This is a genomic window from Campylobacter sputorum (assembly GCF_002220775.1).
Lineage (GTDB): Bacteria > Campylobacterota > Campylobacteria > Campylobacterales > Campylobacteraceae > Campylobacter_F > Campylobacter_F bovis.
The window spans coordinates 1,553,127-1,574,343 of sequence record NZ_CP019685.1; the positions used below are offsets into that span (position 1 = coordinate 1,553,127).

Sequence of the window (21,217 nt, forward strand, 5' to 3'; positions counted from 1 at the left end):
ATTATAAAAATTTTTTAAAGAGATTAGATGTATGAACTACTAAAAGAACTTTTTTATATACCACGAAGCATTACGGGTGACGGATTTCGCAAAAGTTTGACCATATTAAACTCTTATATGGGGGGGGGATTAGGCAAATTTCAGTTTTAAGCGGGACAAAATGCTTTGATTGGGTAGTTCCGCCAGAGTGGATTATAAACGATGCCTACATCATAACTCCCGATGGCAAAAAGATATGTGATTTTAAAGAAAATTCACTTCACTTGCTTGGCTACTCTGAGCCAATTCATACAAAACTTACACTTGATGAATTGCAAAACTACCTTTATTCACTGCCAAATTTACCAACTGCTATACCATATGTTACTAGCTACTACGAAAAAAGATGGGGATTTTGCATAACTCAAAATCAAAGAGATAGTCTAAAAGACGGTATTTATGAGATTTTTATAGATAGCAAATTTAAAGAAAATGGCGAATTGAACTACGGTGAAATGGAAATTTTATCAACAACAAGCTCAAAAGATTGGATTTTAATCTCAACATATCTTTGTCATCCTCAAATGGCAAACAATGAACTTAGCGGACCTGTTGTTATGGCTAAGCTTATAAACTGGTTGAAAACACAAAAAACTAGAAACTATAACTATAAATTTATTATTATCCCTGAAACTATAGGTTCAATATGCTATATAAGTAAAAATTTAGATTTTTTAAAACATAGTGTAAAAGCAGGTTTTGTGCTAAGTTGCTTAGGAGATGATATGAATTACAGTATGATTTTAAGCCCAGGCGAAAATAGCTTAAGTGATAGAATTGCACTTCATACGATAAAATTCCTAACAAACGAGCCAAAAATTTATCCATTCTTATCTCGTGGAAGTGATGAAAGGCAGTTTAATAGCCCTTTGTTAAATTTAGGTGTAGTTACGCTTTGCAAAACAAAATTTGGAATGTATAAAGAATATCATACGAGCTTAGATGATTTAAGCTTAGTAAGTGAGCAAGGTTTGCGGGGCGGATTTAATTTTGTAAAAAATGCAATATCAAATTTAGAATTAAACAAAGTCTATCAAATTACAACATATTGCGAACCAAATTTAGGCTCTCGTGGGCTTATTTCAACCCTATCAGCTGGTTCAAGAAGTGTGGAAAATATACGGCATTTTTTAGCATATTGCGACGGAAAACGAGAGGCAATCGAGATAGCAAATATCATGAATTTAGAGCTAAAAGAACTAAAAGAAGTTATAGAAAGTTGTCTTAAATTTGGTCTTATAAAGGAGATAAAATGATAACAAACGTGTGTGATTTTTTAGAAAAAAGTGTAGAAAAATATCCAGATAAAACACTTTTTGTAGATAGAGACAAGAAAGTAAGCTATAAAGAATTTGATAATTTGAGCAATAAATTAGCAAGTAAAATCATTAGTTTAAACATCAAAAATTCTCCTATTTTAATAATTGTATCAAAAAGCATAGACACGCTTGTATCGTTTTTTGGCGTAGCAAAAAGTGGAAATTTTTATACTCTACTTGATGAAAAAACACCAATATCTCGCATAAATGATGTTATAGAAATTTTAAAACCAAAAATTATTATAACAAAAAGCGATTATCCAAATAGATTCAATATAGAGCAAATTTATTGTGAGGATATAGATAAATTTGAAATAGATAAAAGCTCTTTAAATGCTGTAAAAAACGCTCATATCGATACAAATTTACTATATGTATTTTTTACATCTGGCTCGACTGGTGTTCCAAAAGGTGTTAGTATAAGTCATAAAAGCGTGATTGATTTTACTTTTTGGGTATGTGAAACATTTGATGTAAAAAGCAATGAAATTTTAGCAAATCAATCGCAATTTTATTTTGATAACTCTGTTCTAGATATTTTTTCTACAATAAAAGCTGGTGCAACATTGCATATTTTACAAAATCAACTTTTTTCTTTTCCTAAAGAGGTGCTAAAATATCTAATAGAACATAAAATTACGATGATTTTTTGGGTACCATCTGTTCTTATATATTTTGCAAATACAGATAGTTTTACAAATTTAAGTGGTTTTAACCTGAATAAAATTCTATTTGCTGGCGAAATTATGCCAAATAAACAGCTAAATGTGTGGCGACAATATTTTAAAGATGCCCTGTTTGCAAATTTATACGGACCTACTGAAATTACTGTTGATTGTGCTTATTATATATGTGATAGGGAATTTAAAGATGATGAGCTTTTACCTATAGGTAAAGCTTGTAAAAATACTGAAATTTTACTTTTTGATGAGAGTTTAAACTTGATAGCACCAAATGAACCTTTCAAAAAAGGCGAACTTTGCGTTCGTGGAACTTCGCTTTCATTTGGATATTATGCAAATAAAGACAAAAGTGGTGAGGTTTTTATACAAAATCCACTTCACAATAACTATCGTGACATAATTTACAAAACTGGTGATATAGCAGCCTACAACGAGCATGGCGAACTTTTATGCTATGGTAGAAAAGATAATCAAATAAAATATCTTAGTATTAGAATAGAACTTGGAGATATAGAAACTGTGCTAAATAGCTTGAGTGAAATTTTAAATGCTGTTTGTATCTTTAAAGATAGAGAAATTATATGTTTTTACGAAGCAATGCATGAATTAAATTTAAAAAATTTATTAAAAGACAAATTGCCAAATTATATGATTCCTAGAAAATTTATAAAAGTTGATAGTTTTAGACTTAATCAAAATGGAAAAATAGATAGAAAGGTTTTGTTTGAACTTATATGACAAGTTTTTAAAAACTTACTTTGATGGGTTTTACATAACAAACAATTATTATAGTTTAGAATATATAAAAGATAAACTCGTTACCAAAAAAGCATATCTCAAACAAAGTGACAATAATTTTTTCTTTTACGAAGATACGCCAAGATTACTAACATATTTTATAAATGAGCCAATAAAATTTGATATAGAAAATATATCTTTAAGAATTCACTATAAAAATGCAAAATTTAATGATAAACATTTAGAATTTTTGAATAAAAATAAATTTAAAAATTTTGAAACCAATGAAAGTATGAACTTAAAAATATCAACAACGAATTTTAGTAAATTAGAAATTATAGATTTTTGCAAAGATTGTGAAATAACAGCTATATATGAGTTTTTTATGAAATATTTTAGCGAACCTCATCTTTTTAATTTTACTTTTGATGAACTAAAAACGAAAAGTAAAATAAGAGAAATTTTATGTTACAAAGAAAATGGTAATGTACACGGTGCTTTGATTTTTAGTAAAACTATAAGCTCTGTTTTTGTAGATTTTATCGCAGTAGATAGAAATTTATCGTATAAAAATGTAGCTTTTATGCTCATGAGTTCACTTTTTAACATAAATCAAAATATAAAAAATTTTTCTCTTTATGTAAGAGATGATAATGTAAAAGCTATAAATTTCTACAAAAGACTTGGTTTTATGCATAATGGTAGAAAAATAAAATATTATAAAAATTTTTAAAGGAGTTTGACTATGGATGCAATCAAGGAGCTTTTTAAGGCTATAGATAGAGATGATGTAACTAAAAATATGAAAGATTTAGTATATGGTGGAATTATTGATAGTATGGATATAATGGCATTAGTTACAGCTATAGAACAAAAATACAAAAAACCACTAAATGCAGACTTTATAAATGCTGATAGTTTTTATAGCTTTGAAACTATAGAAGATATGATAAACAAAGCAATGAAATGAAAGCACTTTTTAAGTCTGGAAATTCACTGATTTATGATACAGATTTTATAGATGCTATAAAACAAAGTGGCATAAAAAATGGCGATATTATCTGTGTTCATAGTGAAATTTTCAGTTTTGGTATTTCAGCTGTAAAAAAAGATGAGCTTTTATCTGCTTTGATTGATTGTTTTTACGAAGTTATAAGGGAAGATGGCACACTTATAATGCCAACTTTCACATATAGTTTTTGCAAAAACGAAATTTATGATAAGGTAAATTCAAAAAGCACAATTGGAATTTTAACTGAATATTTTAGGACTTATAAAAATCCAATTAGAACGAATGACCCAATTTTTTCATTTGCAATAAATGGAAAGAATGCTAATATTTTTCTAAAAGATACTAAAACTTGTTTCGATAAAAATAGTGTTTATGATGTTTTAAGAAGTATTAACGGTAAGATAGTTTTGTTTGGAAATAAAACAAGAGGCTTTACTTTTACACACTATATCGAAAAAGCTGCAAAGGTTAGCTATAGGTACTATAAAACATTTAGCGGAATTATGATAGACGAAAACGGAAAAAAGATAGAAAAAAGCATTGATTACTACGTAAGAAAACTAGATGAAAAGTCCATTTTTAACATACAAAAACAAATTTTACTACTTCAAAAAACTGATAATTTTAACACGGTAAATATAGGAAACGGCACAATCACAAGTATAGATGCCAAAAGATACTTTAACGATACAATATCAGCATTAAAAAATGATAATTTTTGTTGTAAGCCATATTAGCTTAATTTTAGCATTTAGCAACTTTTTATTAAATTTTAGCTAAAATTCATCGTTTAGTTACAAGGATAAAAATGGAAAACAATATTTTTGATGAAAATCAAGATATAACGATTGTAGATGTAGAAGATTCAGTAAAAGATAGCTACCTTACCTACTCAATGAGTGTTATTGTAGGGCGTGCTCTACCAGATGCTAGAGATGGCTTAAAACCAGTGCATAGAAGAATTCTTTATGCAATGAATGATCTAGGAGTAAGCAGTAGAAGTCCTTACAAAAAATCAGCTCGTATTGTTGGAGATGTTATAGGTAAATACCATCCGCATGGTGATACCGCAGTTTATGATGCACTTGTTAGAATGGCACAAGATTTCTCTATGAGAGTTCCCACAGTTGACGGACAAGGAAATTTCGGCTCACTTGATGGAGATAGTGCTGCTGCTATGCGTTATACAGAAGCTAGAATGACTGTTTTAGCAGAAGAGTTGCTTAAAGATATAGATAAAGATACTGTTGATTTTACACCAAACTATGATGATAGTATAGTTGAACCAGCGGTTTTACCTGCAAGAGTTCCAAATTTACTTTTAAATGGAAGTAGCGGTATTGCTGTTGGTATGGCTACAAATATACCTCCACATAGTTTAGATGAACTTATAGATGGCTTACTTATGCTTCTTGAAAACAAAGATACTAGCTTAGAAGAGTTAATGAGTGTAATCAAAGGACCAGATTTTCCAACAGGGGGCATAATATTTGGTAAAAAAGGTATAATCGAAGCTTACAAAACTGGTCGTGGACGAATAAAACTAAGAGCTAAAACTCACATAGAAAAAAAACAAAATAAAGATATCATAGTAGTTGATGAGATACCATACCAAGTAAATAAAGCCAAACTTCACGAACAAATAGCAAATTTAGCAAAAGATAAACAAATAGAAGGAATTAGCGAAGTTAGAGATGAAAGTGATAGAGATGGAATAAGACTTGTTATAGAGCTAAAACGCGATGCTATGAGCGATATAGTGCTTAATAATCTTTTTAAATCCACTACAATGGAAGTTACATTTGGCGTTATAATGCTCGCAATTGACAACAAGCAGCCGAAAATTTTCAATCTCATAGAACTTTTAGATCTATTTTTAAAACATAGAAAAACTATAATCATAAGAAGAACGATATTTGAACTTCAAAAAGCAAGAGCAAGAGCTCACATACTAGAAGGTCTAAAAATCGCACTTGATAATATTGATGATGTTATAGAACTCATCAAAAATAGCGAGGATACGCCATCAGCAAGAAATGGTTTGATGGATAAATTTGGGCTTAGTGAACTACAAGCAAATGCTATTTTAGATATGAAATTAAGCAAACTAACAGGACTTGAGCGAGAAAAACTTGACAATGAACTAAAAGAACTTATTTTGGAAATTTCAAGATTAGAATCCATATTAAAAAGCGAAAAACTTATAGAAAATATCATAAAAGAAGAATTAATAGAAATAAAAAATAAATTTAAATGCCCTAGAATTACCGAAATTGTTGATGATTATGATGATATAGATATAGAAGATTTAATACCAAATGAAAATATGGTAGTAACCATAACACACAGAGGATATATTAAGCGCGTTCCAAGTAAGACTTATGAAAAACAAAAACGTGGCGGAAAGGGTAAAGTTGCCATAACAACTTATGATGATGATTTCATAGAAAGTTTCTTTATATGTGATATGCACGATACGCTCATGTTTGTAACAGATCGCGGACAGCTTTATTGGTTAAAAGTTTATAAGATACCAGAAGGTAGCAGAACAGCCAAAGGAAAAGCTGTTGTAAATTTAGTTCAACTTGAACAAGATGAAAAAATCATGGCTATCATTCCAACTACAGATTTCGATGATAGTAAATCTTTAGCATTTTTTACAAAAAATGGTATTGTAAAAAGAACAAATTTAAGTGAGTTTAAAAACATAAGAAGCGTTGGAATAAAAGCTATAAATTTAGATGAATATGATGATTTAGTAACTGCAATAATAGTCGAAAATGATGATGTTTTTGACAGCAACGCACAAAATAATGACAAAGAATACACAGAAAATGAAAATTTAGAAGTACAAGATGACAGCGATGAAAATGCCGAAGTTGATAACTCTGGTGGTAAAAAACTTTTAATAGTAACTCAAAAAGGTATGTGTATTAAATTTAATGTAAGCGATACAAGAGAGATAGGAAGAGCAAGTAGAGGCGTTACTGGTATAAGATTTAAAGAAAAAGATGACAAAGTTGTTGGTGCACAAGTTATAGAACATGATGAAGAAGAAATTTTAAGTGTGTCTGCAAAAGGTATAGGCAAACGCACAACAGCAGATGAGTATAGACTTCAAAAACGTGGTGGAAAGGGTGTAATTTGTATGAAATTAACCCAAAAAACAGGTGATTTAGTTGGAATAATTATCGTTGATGAAAGTATGGATTTAATGGCTCTTACTTCAAGTGGAAAAATGATAAGAGTAGATATGCAAACTATCAGAAAAGCTGGACGCAACACAAGTGGTGTTAAAATTTTAGATGTAGATGGCGAAGATGTTGTAAGTATAGCTAGATGTCCAAAACAAGAAGATGAAGACGATGATATTTCTGAAGATGGATTATTGGAATAATATTTGCTTATAAAATTTTATCAAAAAACGAGGTAAAAAATGAAAAATATATCTATCCTTGCTACAGCTCTTATAGCAATGTTGGGTTTTAGTGGTTGTAGTTTTAATGGCTTTGGTTCTTCTGCAAACACACCGGCTCAAGAAGTCGTTATACAAAAAGTAGATAAAGATGACATCAGAGAAGTTATGAAACAAGAAAAGATGATATATACTGCACCAGAATCTGCAAATGCTACTTTTAGTGCAGTAGGTGAAGGTATAGCACCATTAAACACTGTTTCTCCAGCTCAAGCTCTAGCTCTAGCAAAAAGAGCTGCTATGGCTGATGCTTATAGAAATTTAGCTGCAAAGCTTTATGGTGTTAAAATCAACTCTAAAGATACAGTAAAAGATGCTATGCTTAAAAATTCATCCATCACATCTCAAGTTGATGGTCTTGTGAAAAATGCAGCTGTTACAAATGAATATTTTCAAAATGGGCTTTATAAAGTTGAATTAGAACTCGAAATGAATCAAGAAAAGTGGCAAGAAGTTTTTGCTTATTAATACTTTTTTGTAAATTTGCTTTTGGAGCAGATCAGTTTATTTTTTGGGCTCAAATAAATTCTCAAAATAACATTATAAAAAGTGAAATCATAGCTATATCAAAAGCTATGATTTTAACCAATGAGATACCAAATTTTGTTTGCAAAATATACGATATACCAAAAAAAAATGAAAGTTCTTATCATTTTTTAACTAGACACCAAAATGAGCTTTTTTCATGTTTTTCTGCTTCAAAAATACATATTAAAGATAAATCCAAACTAGAAGATAAAAATTTTTACTCAAATCTTATATTAACACTTTCGCCAATTCGTTTTGAGGTTGAATTTAAGTCTGATTTTGCTATTATAAACAAATTTGATAAAGGATTTTAGATGAATATTGTTATAGTTGAAGATGATATAAATATGCGAAAATCCCTAGAAATTGCACTTAGCCAATACGAAGAATTTAACATAACTAGCTTTAAAAGTGCAGTTGATGCATTAAAAAAGCTTAGCGATGATACAGATGTTATAATAACAGATATAAATATGCCAAAGATGGATGGCATAGAATTTATCAAGGAACTTGACGGAAAATTTGATGTTATAATCATAACAGGAAATGCCACGCTAAATAGAGCCATACAAAGCGTTAGACTTGGTGTAAAAGATTTCTTAACTAAACCATTTGATATAACAACACTTTATGAAGCTATAATACGCTCTCAAAAATTTAAAACAAAAATTAAGTCAAAACAGAAAAAAGATTTAAAAACAGATGATAAAGATTTTGCTGGGAATTCTGAGATTCTTGAAAAAACTTTACATTTTGCAAAAAAGGCAGCTCCAACAGATGTAAATATTATGTTAATTGGAGAAAGCGGAGTTGGAAAAGAAGTTTTTGCTAAATTTATACATAAAAACTCAAAACGCTCAACTAATCCATTTATAGCTATAAATATGGCTGCAATTCCAGAAAATTTATTAGAAAGTGAACTTTATGGTTATGAAAAAGGAGCTTTTACAGATGCAACTGCTCAAAAAATAGGTTTTTTTGAACTAGCAAATGGCGGAACTTTATTTTTAGATGAGATTGGTGAAATACCTATAAAACTTCAGCCAAAACTTTTAAGAGCTTTACAAGAGCGAGAGATAACTAGACTTGGTGCTACAAAAAGCACAAAGATTGATGTTAGAATCATTAGTGCAACAAATGCAAATTTAAAACAAAAAGTTGAAAACGGAGAATTTAGAGAAGATCTTTTTTATCGTCTAAATACAGTTCCTATCATCATTCCACCACTTAGAGAACGAAAAGATGAGATAGAAGATATAGCAAATTCTGTTTTGCAAAGAGCTTGCAAGGAGTATGATCTTGGCACAAAATATTTTAGCGATGAAGCAAAAAATGAGCTTATGAATTATAATTTTCCAGGAAATATAAGAGAACTTATATCTATCGTAGAAAGAGCGGCTATTTTAAGCGACAAAGAAGCCATTAGTAAAGACGATCTTTTTTTATATAGTAGAAAAAATTCTTTTTAATTTGATATAATAACAAAATTTTATTTTAAAGGTCTACCATGAGAAAATACAATATTGCTGTAGTTGGAGCTACAGGCGCAGTCGGCGAAGAAATATTTAATGTTTTAGAAGAAGTAAATTTTCCTATTAATGAAATTTTACCACTAGCAAGTAGTAGAAGTGCCGGAAGCGAGATAGAGTGTTTTGGAAAAACCTATAAAGTAGTTGAACTCACAGATACAGTGTTTGATGAACATGAAATAGACATAGCTTTTTTTAGTGCCGGCGGATCTATTTCAGAAAAATTTGCACCACTTGCAGCTAGAAGCGGTGCTGTAGTTATAGATAATACAAGTCATTTTAGAATGCAAAGTGATGTTCCTTTGGTTGTTCCTGAGTGTAATCCAGAGGATATAAAAGAGTGGAAAAACACAGGAATCATAGCAAATCCAAACTGCTCTACAATACAAATGGTTCAAATTTTAAAACCACTTAACGATGCTTTTGATATACAAAGAGTTGATGTTAGCACATACCAAGCAACAAGTGGGGCTGGAAAAGAAGGAATGGAAGAGTTGGTTACTCAAATGCAACAATTTTTTGCCTTTAGACTTGATGAGTGTGAACCAAAAGTTTTTCAACACCAAATAGCACTAAATTTGATACCACATATTGATGTTTTTTTGGATAATGATTATACAAAAGAAGAGATGAAAATGGTAAATGAGACACAAAAAATATTGCACAAAAAAATCGAAGTAAGTGCAACTTGTGTTAGGGTGCCTATTTTAAGAAGTCATAGTGAAGCTATAACTATACATTTTGCAAATGCAATTGATGCAAATAAAGCAAGAGATATTTTAAAAAATGCACCAAGCGTAGTTGTGGTAGATGAGCCGTCTAAAAATATATATCCTATGCCGCTTCTTTCAACTGATACAAATGAAACTTATGTTGGAAGAATTAGAAAAGATAATTTTCGAGACAATGTTTTACATCTATTTTGTGCAGCTGATCAAATCCGCGTAGGAGCAGCAACAAACGCTGTAAGAATAGCACAAAAATGGATAGAATTAGAAGATTAAAACACAATAATAGTCAAATTTAATACTAAATTAAATTTGACTATATCTTTAAAATTAAATATTTTAATGACTTTATAATAACTTTCTAGATAAAATAAATTTCTTACTTTAAAATTTCAAAAAAGGCACTAATATGGTTGAGCGATACGCAAGAAAAGAAATGAAAGAAAAATGGAGTATACAAGCAAAATATGATGCTTGGTTGGAAGTTGAAAAAGCAGCTGTAAAAGCTTGGAATAAGCTTGGCTTGATAAATGATAGCGATTGCGAAAAAATTATAAAAAATGCTAAATTTAATGTAGATAGAATTAATGAGATAGAAAAGACCACAAAACATGATGTAATTGCTTTTTTAACAAGCGTTAGCGAAAGTTTGGGTGATGAAAGCAGATTTGTTCATTTTGCAATGACATCAAGCGATACCATAGATACAGCTGTTGCTTTGCAAATAAGAGATAGTTTAAACCTTATAATATCTGATGTTAAAAATTTAATGAACGCTGTCAAAAAAAGAGCGTTTGAGCACAAAAATACGCTAATGGTTGGTAGAAGTCATGGAATTCATGGTGAGCCTATCACTTTTGGTTTGGTTTTAGCTATATGGTATGATGAAATTTCTCGCTCACTAGAACTTTTAGAACATGCAAAAAAAGTAATAAGTGTAGGTAAAATCAGCGGTGCTATGGGAAATTTCGCTCACGCTCCACTTGATCTAGAAGAATTAGTTTGTGAGTTTTTAGAGTTAAAACCAGCTCCAGCTTCAAACCAAGTTATACAAAGAGATCGATACGCACAAGTAATGAGTGCTTTATCTATCCTTGCATCAAGTTGCGAAAAAATTGCAGTTGCTATTCGCCACTACCAAAGAACTGAAGTTTATGAGTGCGAAGAGTATTTTAGCCCCGGACAAAAAGGAAGCTCAGCAATGCCACACAAAAGAAATCCTGTTTTAAGCGAAAATGTAACCGGACTTTGTAGAATGATACGCTCTTATGTAATGCCGGCCATGGAAAATGTGGCTTTATGGCATGAAAGAGACATAAGTCATAGTTCAGTTGAGAGATTTATACTTCCAGATGGATTTATAACAGCTGATTTCATGCTAAATCGTTTGACAAATTTGATAGATAAGCTAGTTGTTTACCCTGAAAATATGCTCAGAAATTTAAACTTAACTGGCGGTTTAGTTTTCTCTCAAAGAGTTTTGCTTGAACTACCAAAAAAAGGCGTAAGTAGGGAAGATGCGTATAAGATAGTCCAAAGAAATGCTATGAAAGTTTGGGGCGATTTGCAAAGCGGTAAAAAAGCCATTGATGAAAATGGTCATAGTCTGTTTTTGCAAAATTTACTAAACGATGAAGACTTAAATAAAGCATTAAGTAAAGATGAGATTAAAGAGTGTTTTGATTACTCATACTATACAAAAAATGTAGATAAAATTTTTACAAGAGTTTTTAAATAAACTAAGGAAATAAATTGAAAGTAATAAAAAGAAACGGTAGAACAGAAGAGTTAGACATAAGTAAGATTAAAAAATACACAAAAGAAGCTGTTGAGGGCTTAGATAATGTAAGTTTAAGTGAGCTTGAAGTTGATGCAAAAATTCAGTTTCGTGATATGATAACAACAGAAGAGATTCAACAAACTCTCATAAAAACAGCTGTTGAAAAGATAGACATTGATAGACCAAATTGGACATTTGTTGCAGCAAGGCTATTTTTATATGATTTATATCATAAGGTTACAGGATATAGCGGATACAACCACCTTAGAGAATATTTTGAAAAAGGCGAAAAAGCTGGGCGTATAATGCTTGGACTTAAAGATAAATATGATTTAGATGATTTAAATTCATATTTAGATTACAAAAGAGATTTACAATTTAACTATCTTGGTATCAAAACGCTTTATGACAGATATCTTATCAAAGATAGTAACGCCAAGCCTATAGAATTACCTCAACATATGTTTATGGCAATAGCTATGTTTCTTGCACAAAATGAATTTGACTGCCAAAGTTGGGCAAAAAAATTCTATGATCTAATAAGTAAATTTGAAGTAATGCCAGCAACCCCAACTCTATCAAACGCAAGAACAACTCGCCATCAACTATCAAGTTGCTATATTGGCTCAACTCCAGATAATATAGAGGGGATTTTTGATAGCTATAAAGAAATGGCACTATTATCTAAATTTGGCGGTGGTGTTGGTTGGGATTGGAATCAAGTAAGAGCAGTTGGTGGAGCGATAGATGGGCATAAAAATGCTGCTGGCGGAATTATCCCTTTTCTTAAGATAACAAATGACCTTGCAGTTGCAGTTGATCAACTTGGCACTAGAAAAGGTGCAATTGCAGTTTATGTAGAGCCGTGGCATATGGATGTAAGCGATTTTATAGACTTACGAAAAAACTCTGGCGAAGAAAGAAGGAGAGCACACGAACTCTTTCCGGCACTTTGGATAAATGACCTTTTTATGAAAAGAGTTGCGAACAATGAAAGATGGACACTTTTTGATCCAGTTGATGTAAAAGATCTTTGTGAACTTTATGGGGAAGAATTTGAAAAAAAATATACAGAGTATGAAAATGATGAAAATATCCCAAAAAACACAATGCAAGCAAAAGAACTTTGGAAAAAAATCTTAACAAATTACTTTGAAACCGGAATGCCATTTTTATGTTTTAAAGATAGTGCAAATAAAGCAAATCCGAATAACCACAAAGGACTTATAAGAAGTTCAAATTTATGCACCGAAATTTTCCAAAATACAGATCCAAGCTACTATAAAATAAAAGTAATTTATAAAGATAAAAGCATAGATGTTTTTGATGAAGAAGATGATGTAACAGTAGATGGCGGATATACAAAAAAAGCTAAGAAAATCACAGCACTTGATAGTATAAACTCTAAAGAAATTTATATCGTAGAAAAAGAAGTTATAGAGGGTAAAACTGCGGTTTGTAATCTTGCAAGTATAAATTTAAGTAAGATAAATTCTCAAGAAGATATCAATAGAGTTGTCCCAATAGCCATAAGAATGCTTGATAATGTAATTGATTTAAATTTCTATCCTCACATAAAAGTTAAAAATACAAACTTAGCGTCAAGATCAATAGGACTTGGAATAATGGGCGAAGCTCAAATGTTAGCCCAAAAGGGCATACAATGGGGAAGCTATGAACATCTTGTAAAGATAGACGAGATAATGGAAAATATAAGCTATAACGCTATTTATGCATCTTCAAATTTGGCACTAGAAAAAGGTAAATATCCTGATTTTGAAGGCTCAAAATGGAGCAAAGGTATTTTTCCAATAGACACAGCAAATCAAAAAGCAAAAGATCTTATAAAAAGAGATGGGCTTTTTGATGAAAGAACAAGGGATTGGAAAAAACTAAAAGAAAAAGTTATGAGCGATGGCATACGAAATGGGTATCTTATGGCTATAGCTCCAACTTCTAGTATAAGCATTTTAGTTGGAACAACCCAAACCATAGAACCAGTTTATAAACGTAAATGGTTTGAACACAATCTAAGCGGTATGATACCAGTAGTTGTGCCAAATTTAAGCCCTGATACATGGCAATACTACACACCAGCTTATGATATAGATCAAAGACTTTTGATAAAAGCCGGTGCTATTCGTCAAAAATGGATAGATCAAGGTCAAAGTTTAAATATATTTATATCACTTGAAAAAGCAACTGGTGGTATTTTAAATCAAATTTACACACTTGCGTGGGAACTTGGATTAAAATCAACTTATTATCTAAGAAGCCAAAGCCCAGAAAGCGAGATAGATCAAAAAACTGCAGTTGATAGAAGTATAGAATGTGAGGGTTGTCAATAATTTGATTAATTTTTACTATAATAAATAAACAAGAGTAGTTGAAAGGAAAAAAATGAAATTTGTAAATAGTCATAGCATAGGGCTTCTGTTTTTAAGAGTTTTTCTTGGAATATGCGTTTTAATGCATGGTATATTTAAACTAAACAATGGCATAGCAGGAGTAAAAAGTATGTTAGTAGCTAGTGGCTTACCGCAAATTATGTCATATGGCGTGTATATTGGAGAAGTTTTGGCACCACTTATGATAATATTTGGAGTTTTTACCAGATTTGCTGCTTTTATTCTTTTTGGAACATGCTGTGTAATTTTTTATGTAGCAAACGCATCAGCTCCTTTTGCACTTACTTCAAACGGAGGATTTGTAGCCGAGATTTTATACCTTTACATTGGCTGTGCAATATGCTTAATTTTTTGTGGTGGTGGAAAATTTTCTTTAACAAAAGACTATTAATCAAGGTAAAATGTGAAAGAAATACTAATAACAAATGATGATGGATTTGAAGCATTAGGATTAAGAGAACTTGCAAAAGCTCTAAAAACCATAGCAAACGTTACCATAGTTGCACCAAGTAGCGAAAAATCAGCTTGTGCTCACTCCATAACCTGTACTAGACCATTACGATTTATAAAAATAGACGATGGTTTTTTTAAACTTGATGACGCTACGCCAACAGATTGTGTATATTTAGCACTACATGCTCTTTATGAAAAAAAACCAGATCTTATAATAAGTGGCATAAATCATGGTGCGAATGTGTGTGAAGATATCACATACTCAGGAACTTGTGCTGGAGCAATGGAAGGAGTTTTACAAGGAATTCCATCGCTTGCAGTTTCGCAATACTACGATAAAGATGGTATCGAAAAATACGGCTTTGATTTAGCTTGTGAAATAACTCTTGATATTGTTAAAAATATTTTCAAAAAAGGCTATCCGCTACCTAAAAAGCAGTTTTTAAATTTAAATATACCCTCTGTTAGCAAAAAAGATTATAAAGGTTTAAAAATAGCACCAGCTGGAGAGAAAATTTACTCAACTTCAGCTCAGCTAAACCGCGATCCACGTGGCATAGAAAGATACTGGATTGGTGCTGATTTTATGGATTTTGATATAGATCAAAATATTAACACAGACATAAGCATAGTTATGGATGGATATGCGTGCATTACGCCAATAAAACTAAATTTAACCTCTTTTGAAGAGCTAAAGAACATTTCTCAATGGATCAAATAGATAGATTTTCTCGCTCAAGATTACTTTTTGGAAATAAATTTGAAAAATTTAAACAAACAAATATATTAGTTTGTGGATGTGGTGGCGTTGGCGGAGCTTGTATAGAAGCTCTTTATAGAACAGGGTTTGTAAATTTAAGCATAATTGATAAAGATATATTTGAAATCACAAATCAAAACAGACAGTTTGGAAGCGAAAATTTAGGCGAGAAAAAAGTAGAAGTTTTTGCAAATAAATTTAGCGGGATAAAGCCTATTTTTGAGACATTAACGCCGGAGTTTATACAAAATTTTAACTTTAACAAATTTTATGTTATCATAGATGCTATAGATGATATGAAAGCTAAAATTGCTCTTGCTAAAAAGATAAACGATATAAATTTAAACTCTAAAAAACAGATAATTTTTATAAGTTCTATGGGTGGAGCAAAACGCATGGATCCAAGTAAAATAAAAATTTCAAACATATGGCAAACTACAAACGATCCTCTTGCAAGGAAATTTAGAAGCGAATTAAAAAAGATAAATTTTAGTGGAAAATTTGATGTAGTCTTTTCAACAGAACTTCCAAAATGCACATCTTTAGGGAGTTTTATGGGTGTAACCGCAACATTTGGATTTTATCTTGCTAGCTATGTAGTTCAAAAAATATGCGAAGAAGAGTTATATTAATTTTACATTTTTATATTATTTAATAACTTGATATATTATATCAATACCCAACTAATAAAAACCTCCTTTTATAAAACAGACGATTTTTACTTCGTCTGTTTTTTACATATCATTCAGAAATCATTTTATTTCGCTTCAAACTATTGAAATCTCTTAAAAACTCGTATAAATTTTCTTCATCTTTAGTAAGAATTTCATACGCATTAGGTTGCAAAGAAGTATCGTTTATATATCTATAAGATTTTATAGCAACCGATGTCCATTCATTATCTCTATCAATGTATGTTATAGGATCTGCAAAATGATCACCAACAAGACCAAACATATCTCTTAAATTTGATTGTCCAAGTATTGGTAAAACTACAGGCATTCCTTCTCCTAGTCCCCAATAACCCAGAGTTTGACCAAAATCTTCATCATGTTTTGGTATATCAAAATGCATACTAGCAGCATCGCTTAGCCCAGCAAAACCTATAGTTGTATTTATCAAAAATCTTTTTGTTTCATCGAGGGAGTTTTGAAATTTTCCTTGCAAAATGTTATTTATTAATCTCATAGGATACAAAAGATTATTAAAAAAATTGTTAACAGCACCTTGCAAAGGATCTGGCATAACATAATCATAGCCTTTTGCTATAGGTATTAAAACATAACTATACGCATAGTGGTTAAAATATGTCATAGGTTTATTATACCAATAAAGCGGGTCAAATTTATTTTGATCTACAACATAGTTTGCCTTAAATTGCTCTATTTGAGTATTATCTATGTCTTTTGCAAAAGATAAAACAACACTAATGCTTAAAATCAAAAATAGTTTTTTCATTATTATTCCTTTATTTTTCATAAGTATTATTATACTATTTTATATTTATTGAAACAAGTTTATGCTATTTTTGTAAAGGAATTATCAGCTAAAAAATATCTCAAATCTCTTTTTTAAACATTTAAATCATATCAAGCATAAAAATAACAACCAAATTGATTTTCTAATTACAACCTTTTTTAAATTAATTGTCAAAAGAAATATAAATAAAATAAAAATTTTTGATAATATCATCTAAATACTATATTTTGTTTTTAAATTTGTAAAAAATATAGTAAAATTTAGAAAAACAATACTATTTTTAACAAATAAAATAAATTTTTAAGGTTCTTTTAGTTAAAATGACATTTCATTTATTTTTTGCGGGAATAGCTCAGTGGTAGAGCGCGACCTTGCCATGGTCGATGTCGCGAGTTCGACTCTCGTTTCCCGCTCCAGTTTTGTGATTGTTTTATTGTTGTAGTGCCCGGGTGGCGGAATTGGTAGACGCAAGGGACTTAAAATCCCTCGGAAATTTTTTCCGTGCCGGTTCAAGTCCGGCCTCGGGCACCATTTTTATAAGTTATGCATGGCGACATGGCCAAGTGGTAAGGCAGAAGCCTGCAAAGCTTTTATCCTCGGTTCGAATCCGGGTGTCGCCTCCAATTAAATAAAAAGGAGAAAAAATGCGTTTATTAATAGGTACTATTTTGGCATTAACTTTTTTTGTAGGTTGTTCTAATACTTGGCATGGTGCTAAAGAAGATACAAACAATGCCTATGAGTGGTCAAAAGATAAAGTAAACGATGGTGCTGGCTGGGTAGAAGAAAAAACAAGATAGTCTGCATTTATATCGGGAGATGGCTGAGTGGTCGAAAGCGGCGGTCTTGAAAACCGTTGAGGTGAAAGCCTCCAGGGGTTCGAATCCCTTTCTCCCGGCCACTTTTATAATATAATTATCTCTTAGCTTTAATGAAATAGTAGTTTATCAACATTTTATTTTATAAAGAATTAATACTACACTAGTTGAAAGCTCAATTTTAATTACATAAATTATATTATTAATATCCAACTATAGTTATTTGCAATCCTTAGATTTTATTTGAACTTTAAAAAAGTACATAGCATTAAGTGACTTGAATAGTAAATTAAATATCATAAAGTAGCTTCTTTTATATTTTATTGTAGTTCTTTAGCCTTTTTTGGCAAGTGTGCCAAAATTTAGCTCATTAGTATCATTTAATTTAAATTATCATAGCAAAACAAAATTTCCACAATAATTATCATTGAGCTTTTTTATTAACAAGTATTTATCATCTCTATTATAGATTTTTTGTTGTAAAAATCTTTTGTAAAAAGTGTGTAAATACACAACAAAATAAAAACTATGTTTTTCACATTAAATTTTTATAAATTTAAAATAAATATAATATTATCTTTAAATATTTTTATAAAAGATCATTCTTTATATTAATGTTATTTTGAAATTTACATTTTCTTAAATGATATTTTCGCTAGTAATTCAAGTTCAACCTAGATACATTTTTATGAATTTAAATATACAAACATTAAAAAAATAATTAAGATAAGCATTTTTTAATCCTTTTAAGATAAAAATACTTAACCAAAAAAATTTAAACAAAAAAGAGCAAATGGAGCATTTGCACTAAGATACTTAGCAAGACCTCTTAGCGAGGTCAAATGGCACACTTTAGAGATAAACATAGCAGAAAAATATGCTTATGCTTTCTATCGTCTTGATGGTAATACTAACTTTTACTATTGGTGTGATGCCCACATTTGAAACTATTGGTTATTTGGCACCAATCTTACTTCTTTGTATCAGGATAATGCAAGGAATTTCTATAGGCGGCGAACTTCGTGGAGCTTGGGTTTTTATGGGTGAACATTCTATAAAAGAGAGTTTATTTACAAGCACAGGTATTTTAACAGCAGCTGTTGCAGGAAGCATAGTAAGTCTTATCATACATAAAAAATATGAAACCAGCATCATTGCACAATGGGCTTGGAGAATACATTTTATAATAGGCGGTATATTTGACATAATTTCCATATATTTAAGGAAATTTCTTAGTCAAACACCTGTTTTTTGGCAATACAAAAAAAGAAATGAGATATAAAAAATGCCTCTAAAACAATGTTCTTTTATCTATAATTTTCACTTGAGTTTTAAGTTATAATGATAATTTTAATGCCAAATTTTATGACAAATATCTTTTCAACACAAGGATACCCAAGAGCTGATTTTATAAATATGAAGATGATTTGCGTATTTTTAATGTGTTTTGAATGCGTTGTATATGGATATTTGAGTGATAAATTTGGACTTGAAAAAGATTAGCATTATAACAGTACTATAAGCTTTAAAAACACAAGAATGTTTTATTTCATAGCTCTGGATTTTCGATGTATTGGGCAAGCTGTGGCACATTTTTTCATGATTAAGTTATTTCCATCAAATGTTAAATTGACAGAAATTTCATTTTCTTATAATGTCATATATCCAATAAGTGGTGGTGTTACGCCATTACTAGAAATTTTTTGCAAACGAAAAATTTCCTATGCTTTTAACATATTCTATGTTAGAACTTGATATAATTTTCATAATCTTAACTATTATTTTATAAATAAAAAGAGTAAAAATTTAGCCAAATTTAAAAAATGAAAAGGTGATTTTTGTATAAAAAATTCATATCTAAACCACATTTTAAATTTTATCTTATGCTACTAATAATCACAATAGTGTATTTTTGTATAACTATCATTAGTTTTATAAAGGTAAGCTCAGAAGTAGGAAATATCGGAGAAAACTTTACAAGTTCACTTGGCATAGAAATCTCAAACTCTATAACAGCTTGGTTAAGTTCACAAAGTGATTCTGTAACAAAAAAAGCAGAATTTATAGAAGAAAATTCAGATATTTTGCGTATGCCAGATAAAATCTCAAAACATCTTAACTACTTACATAAAAACGATACTATTTTTGATATATTTCAACTATATCTTGATAAAGACAAATATATTTATGTAAATAATGAAAAAGAAAAAATCAGAAATCTTTCCTTTAGAGAAAATACACTTTGGTATAAAAATACAATGATGAAAGAAAAAACAACTATAAATGTTATGGATGTTCATAGAATTTTAAATATAAAATCCATAAATATTTGTTCACCTATCCATAAAAATGGAGAAAAAGTAGCTGTTTTTTGTGGAGTTATAAATGCTGATGAAATGCTTAAAAAAATCATAGATATAAAAAATACAAACTTGCAATATCTGTTTTTAATAGATACAAGAGGGGACATAAGTGGTATAGATGATGAAAAAACCAAAGATAAAATTTCTAGTAGCTTTTTAAAAAACAAAAAAACAGATAATTTTAAATTTACAATAGACAATATCACATTTTTTAAAATACCAGATATAAACTGGTTTGTTGGTATAAGTATAGATAAAGAAAGACTCACACAAGACTCTTTTAATGTTTTGATAAAAAATGCAAATTTTGTATTTATCTGTTTTTTTATTTTAACTATTCTTGGAAATTTAATTTATAACAAGATGTTAAAAAAACTTCAAATTAGACAAAAAGAGTATGAAGTTTTACTACAAAAACAACTGCAATTTTCTAGAAGTGGTGAATTAGTTGCAAATATATCTCATCAATTAAAAGAGCCATTAAATTCTATCTCTATTATACTAAGTAGCACGGTTTTTTTAAAAAATGAAAACAAATTAAGCGATGAACAATTAAAAGAAAATCTAGCACTTGCTATAAAATCAACAACATTGATGGCCAATACCATAGATACTATAAGAAATTTTTATAAATATAGTGATTATATAACACAATTCAACATTTATCAAAGTATATCAAATTTACTAAAAATATTAAGTGTGCATCTAAAAAGTAAAAATGTAAATATCAATCTTAATTGCGATAAAAATTTAGTAGTTAGAAACAAAGAAACATTTTTGCAACAAATTTTATTAATCCTTATACAAAATGCTAAAGATGCTCTTATACAAAAACATAAACAAGCTCCACAAGAACGCATTATAAATATAGATGTATCATTTGATGAGAATTTTGTGTATATACTAGTTAAAGATTTTGGAATAGGAATTAGCGAGGAACTTAGTAAAAAAATATTTTCAAGTTTAAAGCTTACATCTAAAAGAGATGGTAGTGCTATAGGACTATATTTTGCTAAAAAAACAGCCCTTTATAAACTTGGTGGAAATTTAGAATTAATAAGCTTAAAAAATCCAACCACATTTGAACTTAAAATAAAGAGATAAA

The 21,217-nt window shown here is 29.9% G+C and carries 19 protein-coding genes, 4 tRNA genes and 2 pseudogenes; 24 read left to right on the plus strand and 1 reads right to left on the minus strand.

Features of this window, described 5'->3' with window-relative positions; translation table 11 throughout:
• Positions 1-27 precede the first annotated feature (27 nt).
• From CSPB_RS07790 to CSPB_RS07860, 15 genes and pseudogenes are all read left to right on the plus strand, one after another.
• Positions 28-1,295 (plus strand): annotated as a pseudogene (locus CSPB_RS07790) (DUF4910 domain-containing protein).
• Positions 1,292-2,779: an amino acid adenylation domain-containing protein gene (locus CSPB_RS07795; protein WP_089193808.1), complete on the plus strand. Its 1,488-nt coding sequence runs from the start codon at positions 1,292-1,294 to the stop codon at positions 2,777-2,779. Before CSPB_RS07790 ends, CSPB_RS07795 begins: the two are co-directional and overlap by 4 nt.
• Entirely contained in the window at positions 2,766-3,512 is a 747-nt protein-coding gene (locus CSPB_RS07800; RefSeq protein WP_089193809.1) for a GNAT family N-acetyltransferase, read from the plus strand. Before CSPB_RS07795 ends, CSPB_RS07800 begins: the two co-directional genes overlap by 14 nt.
• A 12-nt stretch (positions 3,513-3,524) precedes the next feature.
• Positions 3,525-3,749, plus strand: a complete 225-nt coding sequence (locus CSPB_RS07805) for an acyl carrier protein (RefSeq protein WP_089193810.1) — start codon at positions 3,525-3,527, stop codon at positions 3,747-3,749.
• Complete coding sequence (locus CSPB_RS07810) at positions 3,746-4,528, plus strand: AAC(3) family N-acetyltransferase (RefSeq protein WP_089193811.1); 783 nt, start codon at positions 3,746-3,748, stop codon at positions 4,526-4,528. Before CSPB_RS07805 ends, CSPB_RS07810 begins: the two co-directional genes overlap by 4 nt.
• A gap of 71 nt (positions 4,529-4,599) precedes the next feature.
• Complete coding sequence (gene gyrA / locus CSPB_RS07815) at positions 4,600-7,188, plus strand: DNA gyrase subunit A (RefSeq protein ID WP_089193812.1); 2,589 nt, start codon at positions 4,600-4,602, stop codon at positions 7,186-7,188.
• Positions 7,189-7,227: 39 nt separating this feature from the next.
• Positions 7,228-7,734, plus strand: coding sequence for an LPP20 family lipoprotein (locus CSPB_RS07820; protein WP_033916703.1), 507 nt, complete (start codon positions 7,228-7,230; stop codon positions 7,732-7,734).
• Positions 7,710-8,108: a hypothetical protein gene (locus CSPB_RS07825; RefSeq protein WP_089193813.1), complete on the plus strand. Its 399-nt coding sequence runs from the start codon at positions 7,710-7,712 to the stop codon at positions 8,106-8,108. Before CSPB_RS07820 ends, CSPB_RS07825 begins: the two co-directional genes overlap by 25 nt.
• Positions 8,109-9,263 carry a sigma-54-dependent transcriptional regulator gene (locus CSPB_RS07830; protein WP_089193814.1) on the plus strand — a complete coding sequence of 385 codons (1,155 nt, stop codon included), beginning with the start codon at positions 8,109-8,111 and terminating at the stop codon, positions 9,261-9,263.
• A gap of 38 nt (positions 9,264-9,301) precedes the next feature.
• The gene (locus tag CSPB_RS07835) at positions 9,302-10,327 is read left to right on the plus strand and encodes an aspartate-semialdehyde dehydrogenase (protein WP_089193815.1); all 1,026 of its coding nucleotides are present in this window, start codon (positions 9,302-9,304) and stop codon (positions 10,325-10,327) included.
• Between the two features lie 133 nt (positions 10,328-10,460).
• Entirely contained in the window at positions 10,461-11,789 is a 1,329-nt protein-coding gene (purB, locus tag CSPB_RS07840; RefSeq protein ID WP_089193816.1) for an adenylosuccinate lyase, read from the plus strand.
• Positions 11,790-11,803: 14 nt separating this feature from the next.
• Positions 11,804-14,179, plus strand: coding sequence for a ribonucleoside-diphosphate reductase subunit alpha (locus CSPB_RS07845; protein WP_089193817.1), 2,376 nt, complete (start codon positions 11,804-11,806; stop codon positions 14,177-14,179).
• Positions 14,180-14,231: 52 nt separating this feature from the next.
• Positions 14,232-14,630: a DoxX family protein gene (locus CSPB_RS07850; RefSeq protein ID WP_089193818.1), complete on the plus strand. Its 399-nt coding sequence runs from the start codon at positions 14,232-14,234 to the stop codon at positions 14,628-14,630.
• A gap of 12 nt (positions 14,631-14,642) precedes the next feature.
• Positions 14,643-15,413 (plus strand): 5'/3'-nucleotidase SurE, encoded by a 771-nt coding sequence (gene surE / locus CSPB_RS07855; protein WP_089193819.1) that lies wholly within the window; start codon positions 14,643-14,645, stop codon positions 15,411-15,413.
• A complete protein-coding gene (locus CSPB_RS07860) occupies positions 15,401-16,084 on the plus strand; it encodes a tRNA threonylcarbamoyladenosine dehydratase (protein WP_089193820.1) in 684 nt (227 codons plus the stop codon). Before surE ends, CSPB_RS07860 begins: the two co-directional genes overlap by 13 nt.
• Positions 16,085-16,193: 109 nt before the next feature.
• Here CSPB_RS07860 and CSPB_RS07865 read toward each other — a convergent pair whose 3' ends face one another.
• On the minus strand, positions 16,194-16,910 hold the full coding sequence (locus CSPB_RS07865) for an MlaA family lipoprotein (protein ID WP_089193821.1): 717 nt from the start codon (positions 16,908-16,910) through the stop codon (positions 16,194-16,196).
• A gap of 362 nt (positions 16,911-17,272) precedes the next feature.
• Here CSPB_RS07865 and CSPB_RS07870 point away from each other — a divergent pair.
• From CSPB_RS07870 to CSPB_RS07895, 9 genes and pseudogenes are all read left to right on the plus strand, one after another.
• A tRNA-Gly gene (locus CSPB_RS07870) sits at positions 17,273-17,347 on the plus strand.
• 27 nt (positions 17,348-17,374) lie between these two features.
• Positions 17,375-17,462, plus strand: a tRNA-Leu gene (locus CSPB_RS07875).
• Positions 17,463-17,480: 18 nt separating this feature from the next.
• Positions 17,481-17,554 (plus strand) — tRNA-Cys (locus tag CSPB_RS07880).
• 21 nt (positions 17,555-17,575) lie between these two features.
• Positions 17,576-17,731, plus strand: coding sequence for a hypothetical protein (locus tag CSPB_RS08705; RefSeq protein WP_193625294.1), 156 nt, complete (start codon positions 17,576-17,578; stop codon positions 17,729-17,731).
• A 13-nt stretch (positions 17,732-17,744) separates the two neighbouring features.
• Positions 17,745-17,832, plus strand: a tRNA-Ser gene (locus CSPB_RS07885).
• A 712-nt stretch (positions 17,833-18,544) separates the two neighbouring features.
• Positions 18,545-19,017, plus strand: a pseudogene (locus CSPB_RS07890) (MFS transporter); the annotation flags it as partial.
• 85 nt (positions 19,018-19,102) lie between these two features.
• Positions 19,103-19,252: a hypothetical protein gene (locus CSPB_RS08620; RefSeq protein WP_156108491.1), complete on the plus strand. Its 150-nt coding sequence runs from the start codon at positions 19,103-19,105 to the stop codon at positions 19,250-19,252.
• Positions 19,253-19,348: 96 nt separating this feature from the next.
• Positions 19,349-19,504: a hypothetical protein gene (locus CSPB_RS08625; RefSeq protein WP_161492200.1), complete on the plus strand. Its 156-nt coding sequence runs from the start codon at positions 19,349-19,351 to the stop codon at positions 19,502-19,504.
• Positions 19,505-19,587: 83 nt separating this feature from the next.
• Positions 19,588-21,216, plus strand: a complete 1,629-nt coding sequence (locus CSPB_RS07895) for a sensor histidine kinase (protein ID WP_089193823.1) — start codon at positions 19,588-19,590, stop codon at positions 21,214-21,216.
• The last annotated feature ends 1 nt before the right edge of the window (position 21,217 follow it).

What these genes read in the sequence shown, in the direction of transcription:
- CSPB_RS07850 (WP_089193818.1), top strand. Translation starts at nt 14,232, where the DNA reads ATGAAATTTGTAAATAGTCATAGCATAGGGCTTCTGTTTTTAAGAGTT.
- CSPB_RS08620 (WP_156108491.1), top strand. Translation starts at nt 19,103, where the DNA reads ATGCCAAATTTTATGACAAATATCTTTTCAACACAAGGATACCCAAGA.
- CSPB_RS08625 (WP_161492200.1), top strand. Translation starts at nt 19,349, where the DNA reads ATGATTAAGTTATTTCCATCAAATGTTAAATTGACAGAAATTTCATTT.
- CSPB_RS07795 (WP_089193808.1), top strand. Translation starts at nt 1,292, where the DNA reads ATGATAACAAACGTGTGTGATTTTTTAGAAAAAAGTGTAGAAAAATAT.
- gyrA (WP_089193812.1), top strand. Translation starts at nt 4,600, where the DNA reads ATGGAAAACAATATTTTTGATGAAAATCAAGATATAACGATTGTAGAT.
- CSPB_RS07805 (WP_089193810.1), top strand. Translation starts at nt 3,525, where the DNA reads ATGGATGCAATCAAGGAGCTTTTTAAGGCTATAGATAGAGATGATGTA.
- CSPB_RS07860 (WP_089193820.1), top strand. Translation starts at nt 15,401, where the DNA reads ATGGATCAAATAGATAGATTTTCTCGCTCAAGATTACTTTTTGGAAAT.
- CSPB_RS08705 (WP_193625294.1), top strand. Translation starts at nt 17,576, where the DNA reads ATGCGTTTATTAATAGGTACTATTTTGGCATTAACTTTTTTTGTAGGT.
- CSPB_RS07820 (WP_033916703.1), top strand. Translation starts at nt 7,228, where the DNA reads ATGAAAAATATATCTATCCTTGCTACAGCTCTTATAGCAATGTTGGGT.
- CSPB_RS07810 (WP_089193811.1), top strand. Translation starts at nt 3,746, where the DNA reads ATGAAAGCACTTTTTAAGTCTGGAAATTCACTGATTTATGATACAGAT.
- purB (WP_089193816.1), top strand. Translation starts at nt 10,461, where the DNA reads ATGGTTGAGCGATACGCAAGAAAAGAAATGAAAGAAAAATGGAGTATA.
- CSPB_RS07830 (WP_089193814.1), top strand. Translation starts at nt 8,109, where the DNA reads ATGAATATTGTTATAGTTGAAGATGATATAAATATGCGAAAATCCCTA.
- CSPB_RS07865 (WP_089193821.1), bottom strand. Translation starts at nt 16,910, where the DNA reads ATGAAAAAACTATTTTTGATTTTAAGCATTAGTGTTGTTTTATCTTTT.
- CSPB_RS07835 (WP_089193815.1), top strand. Translation starts at nt 9,302, where the DNA reads ATGAGAAAATACAATATTGCTGTAGTTGGAGCTACAGGCGCAGTCGGC.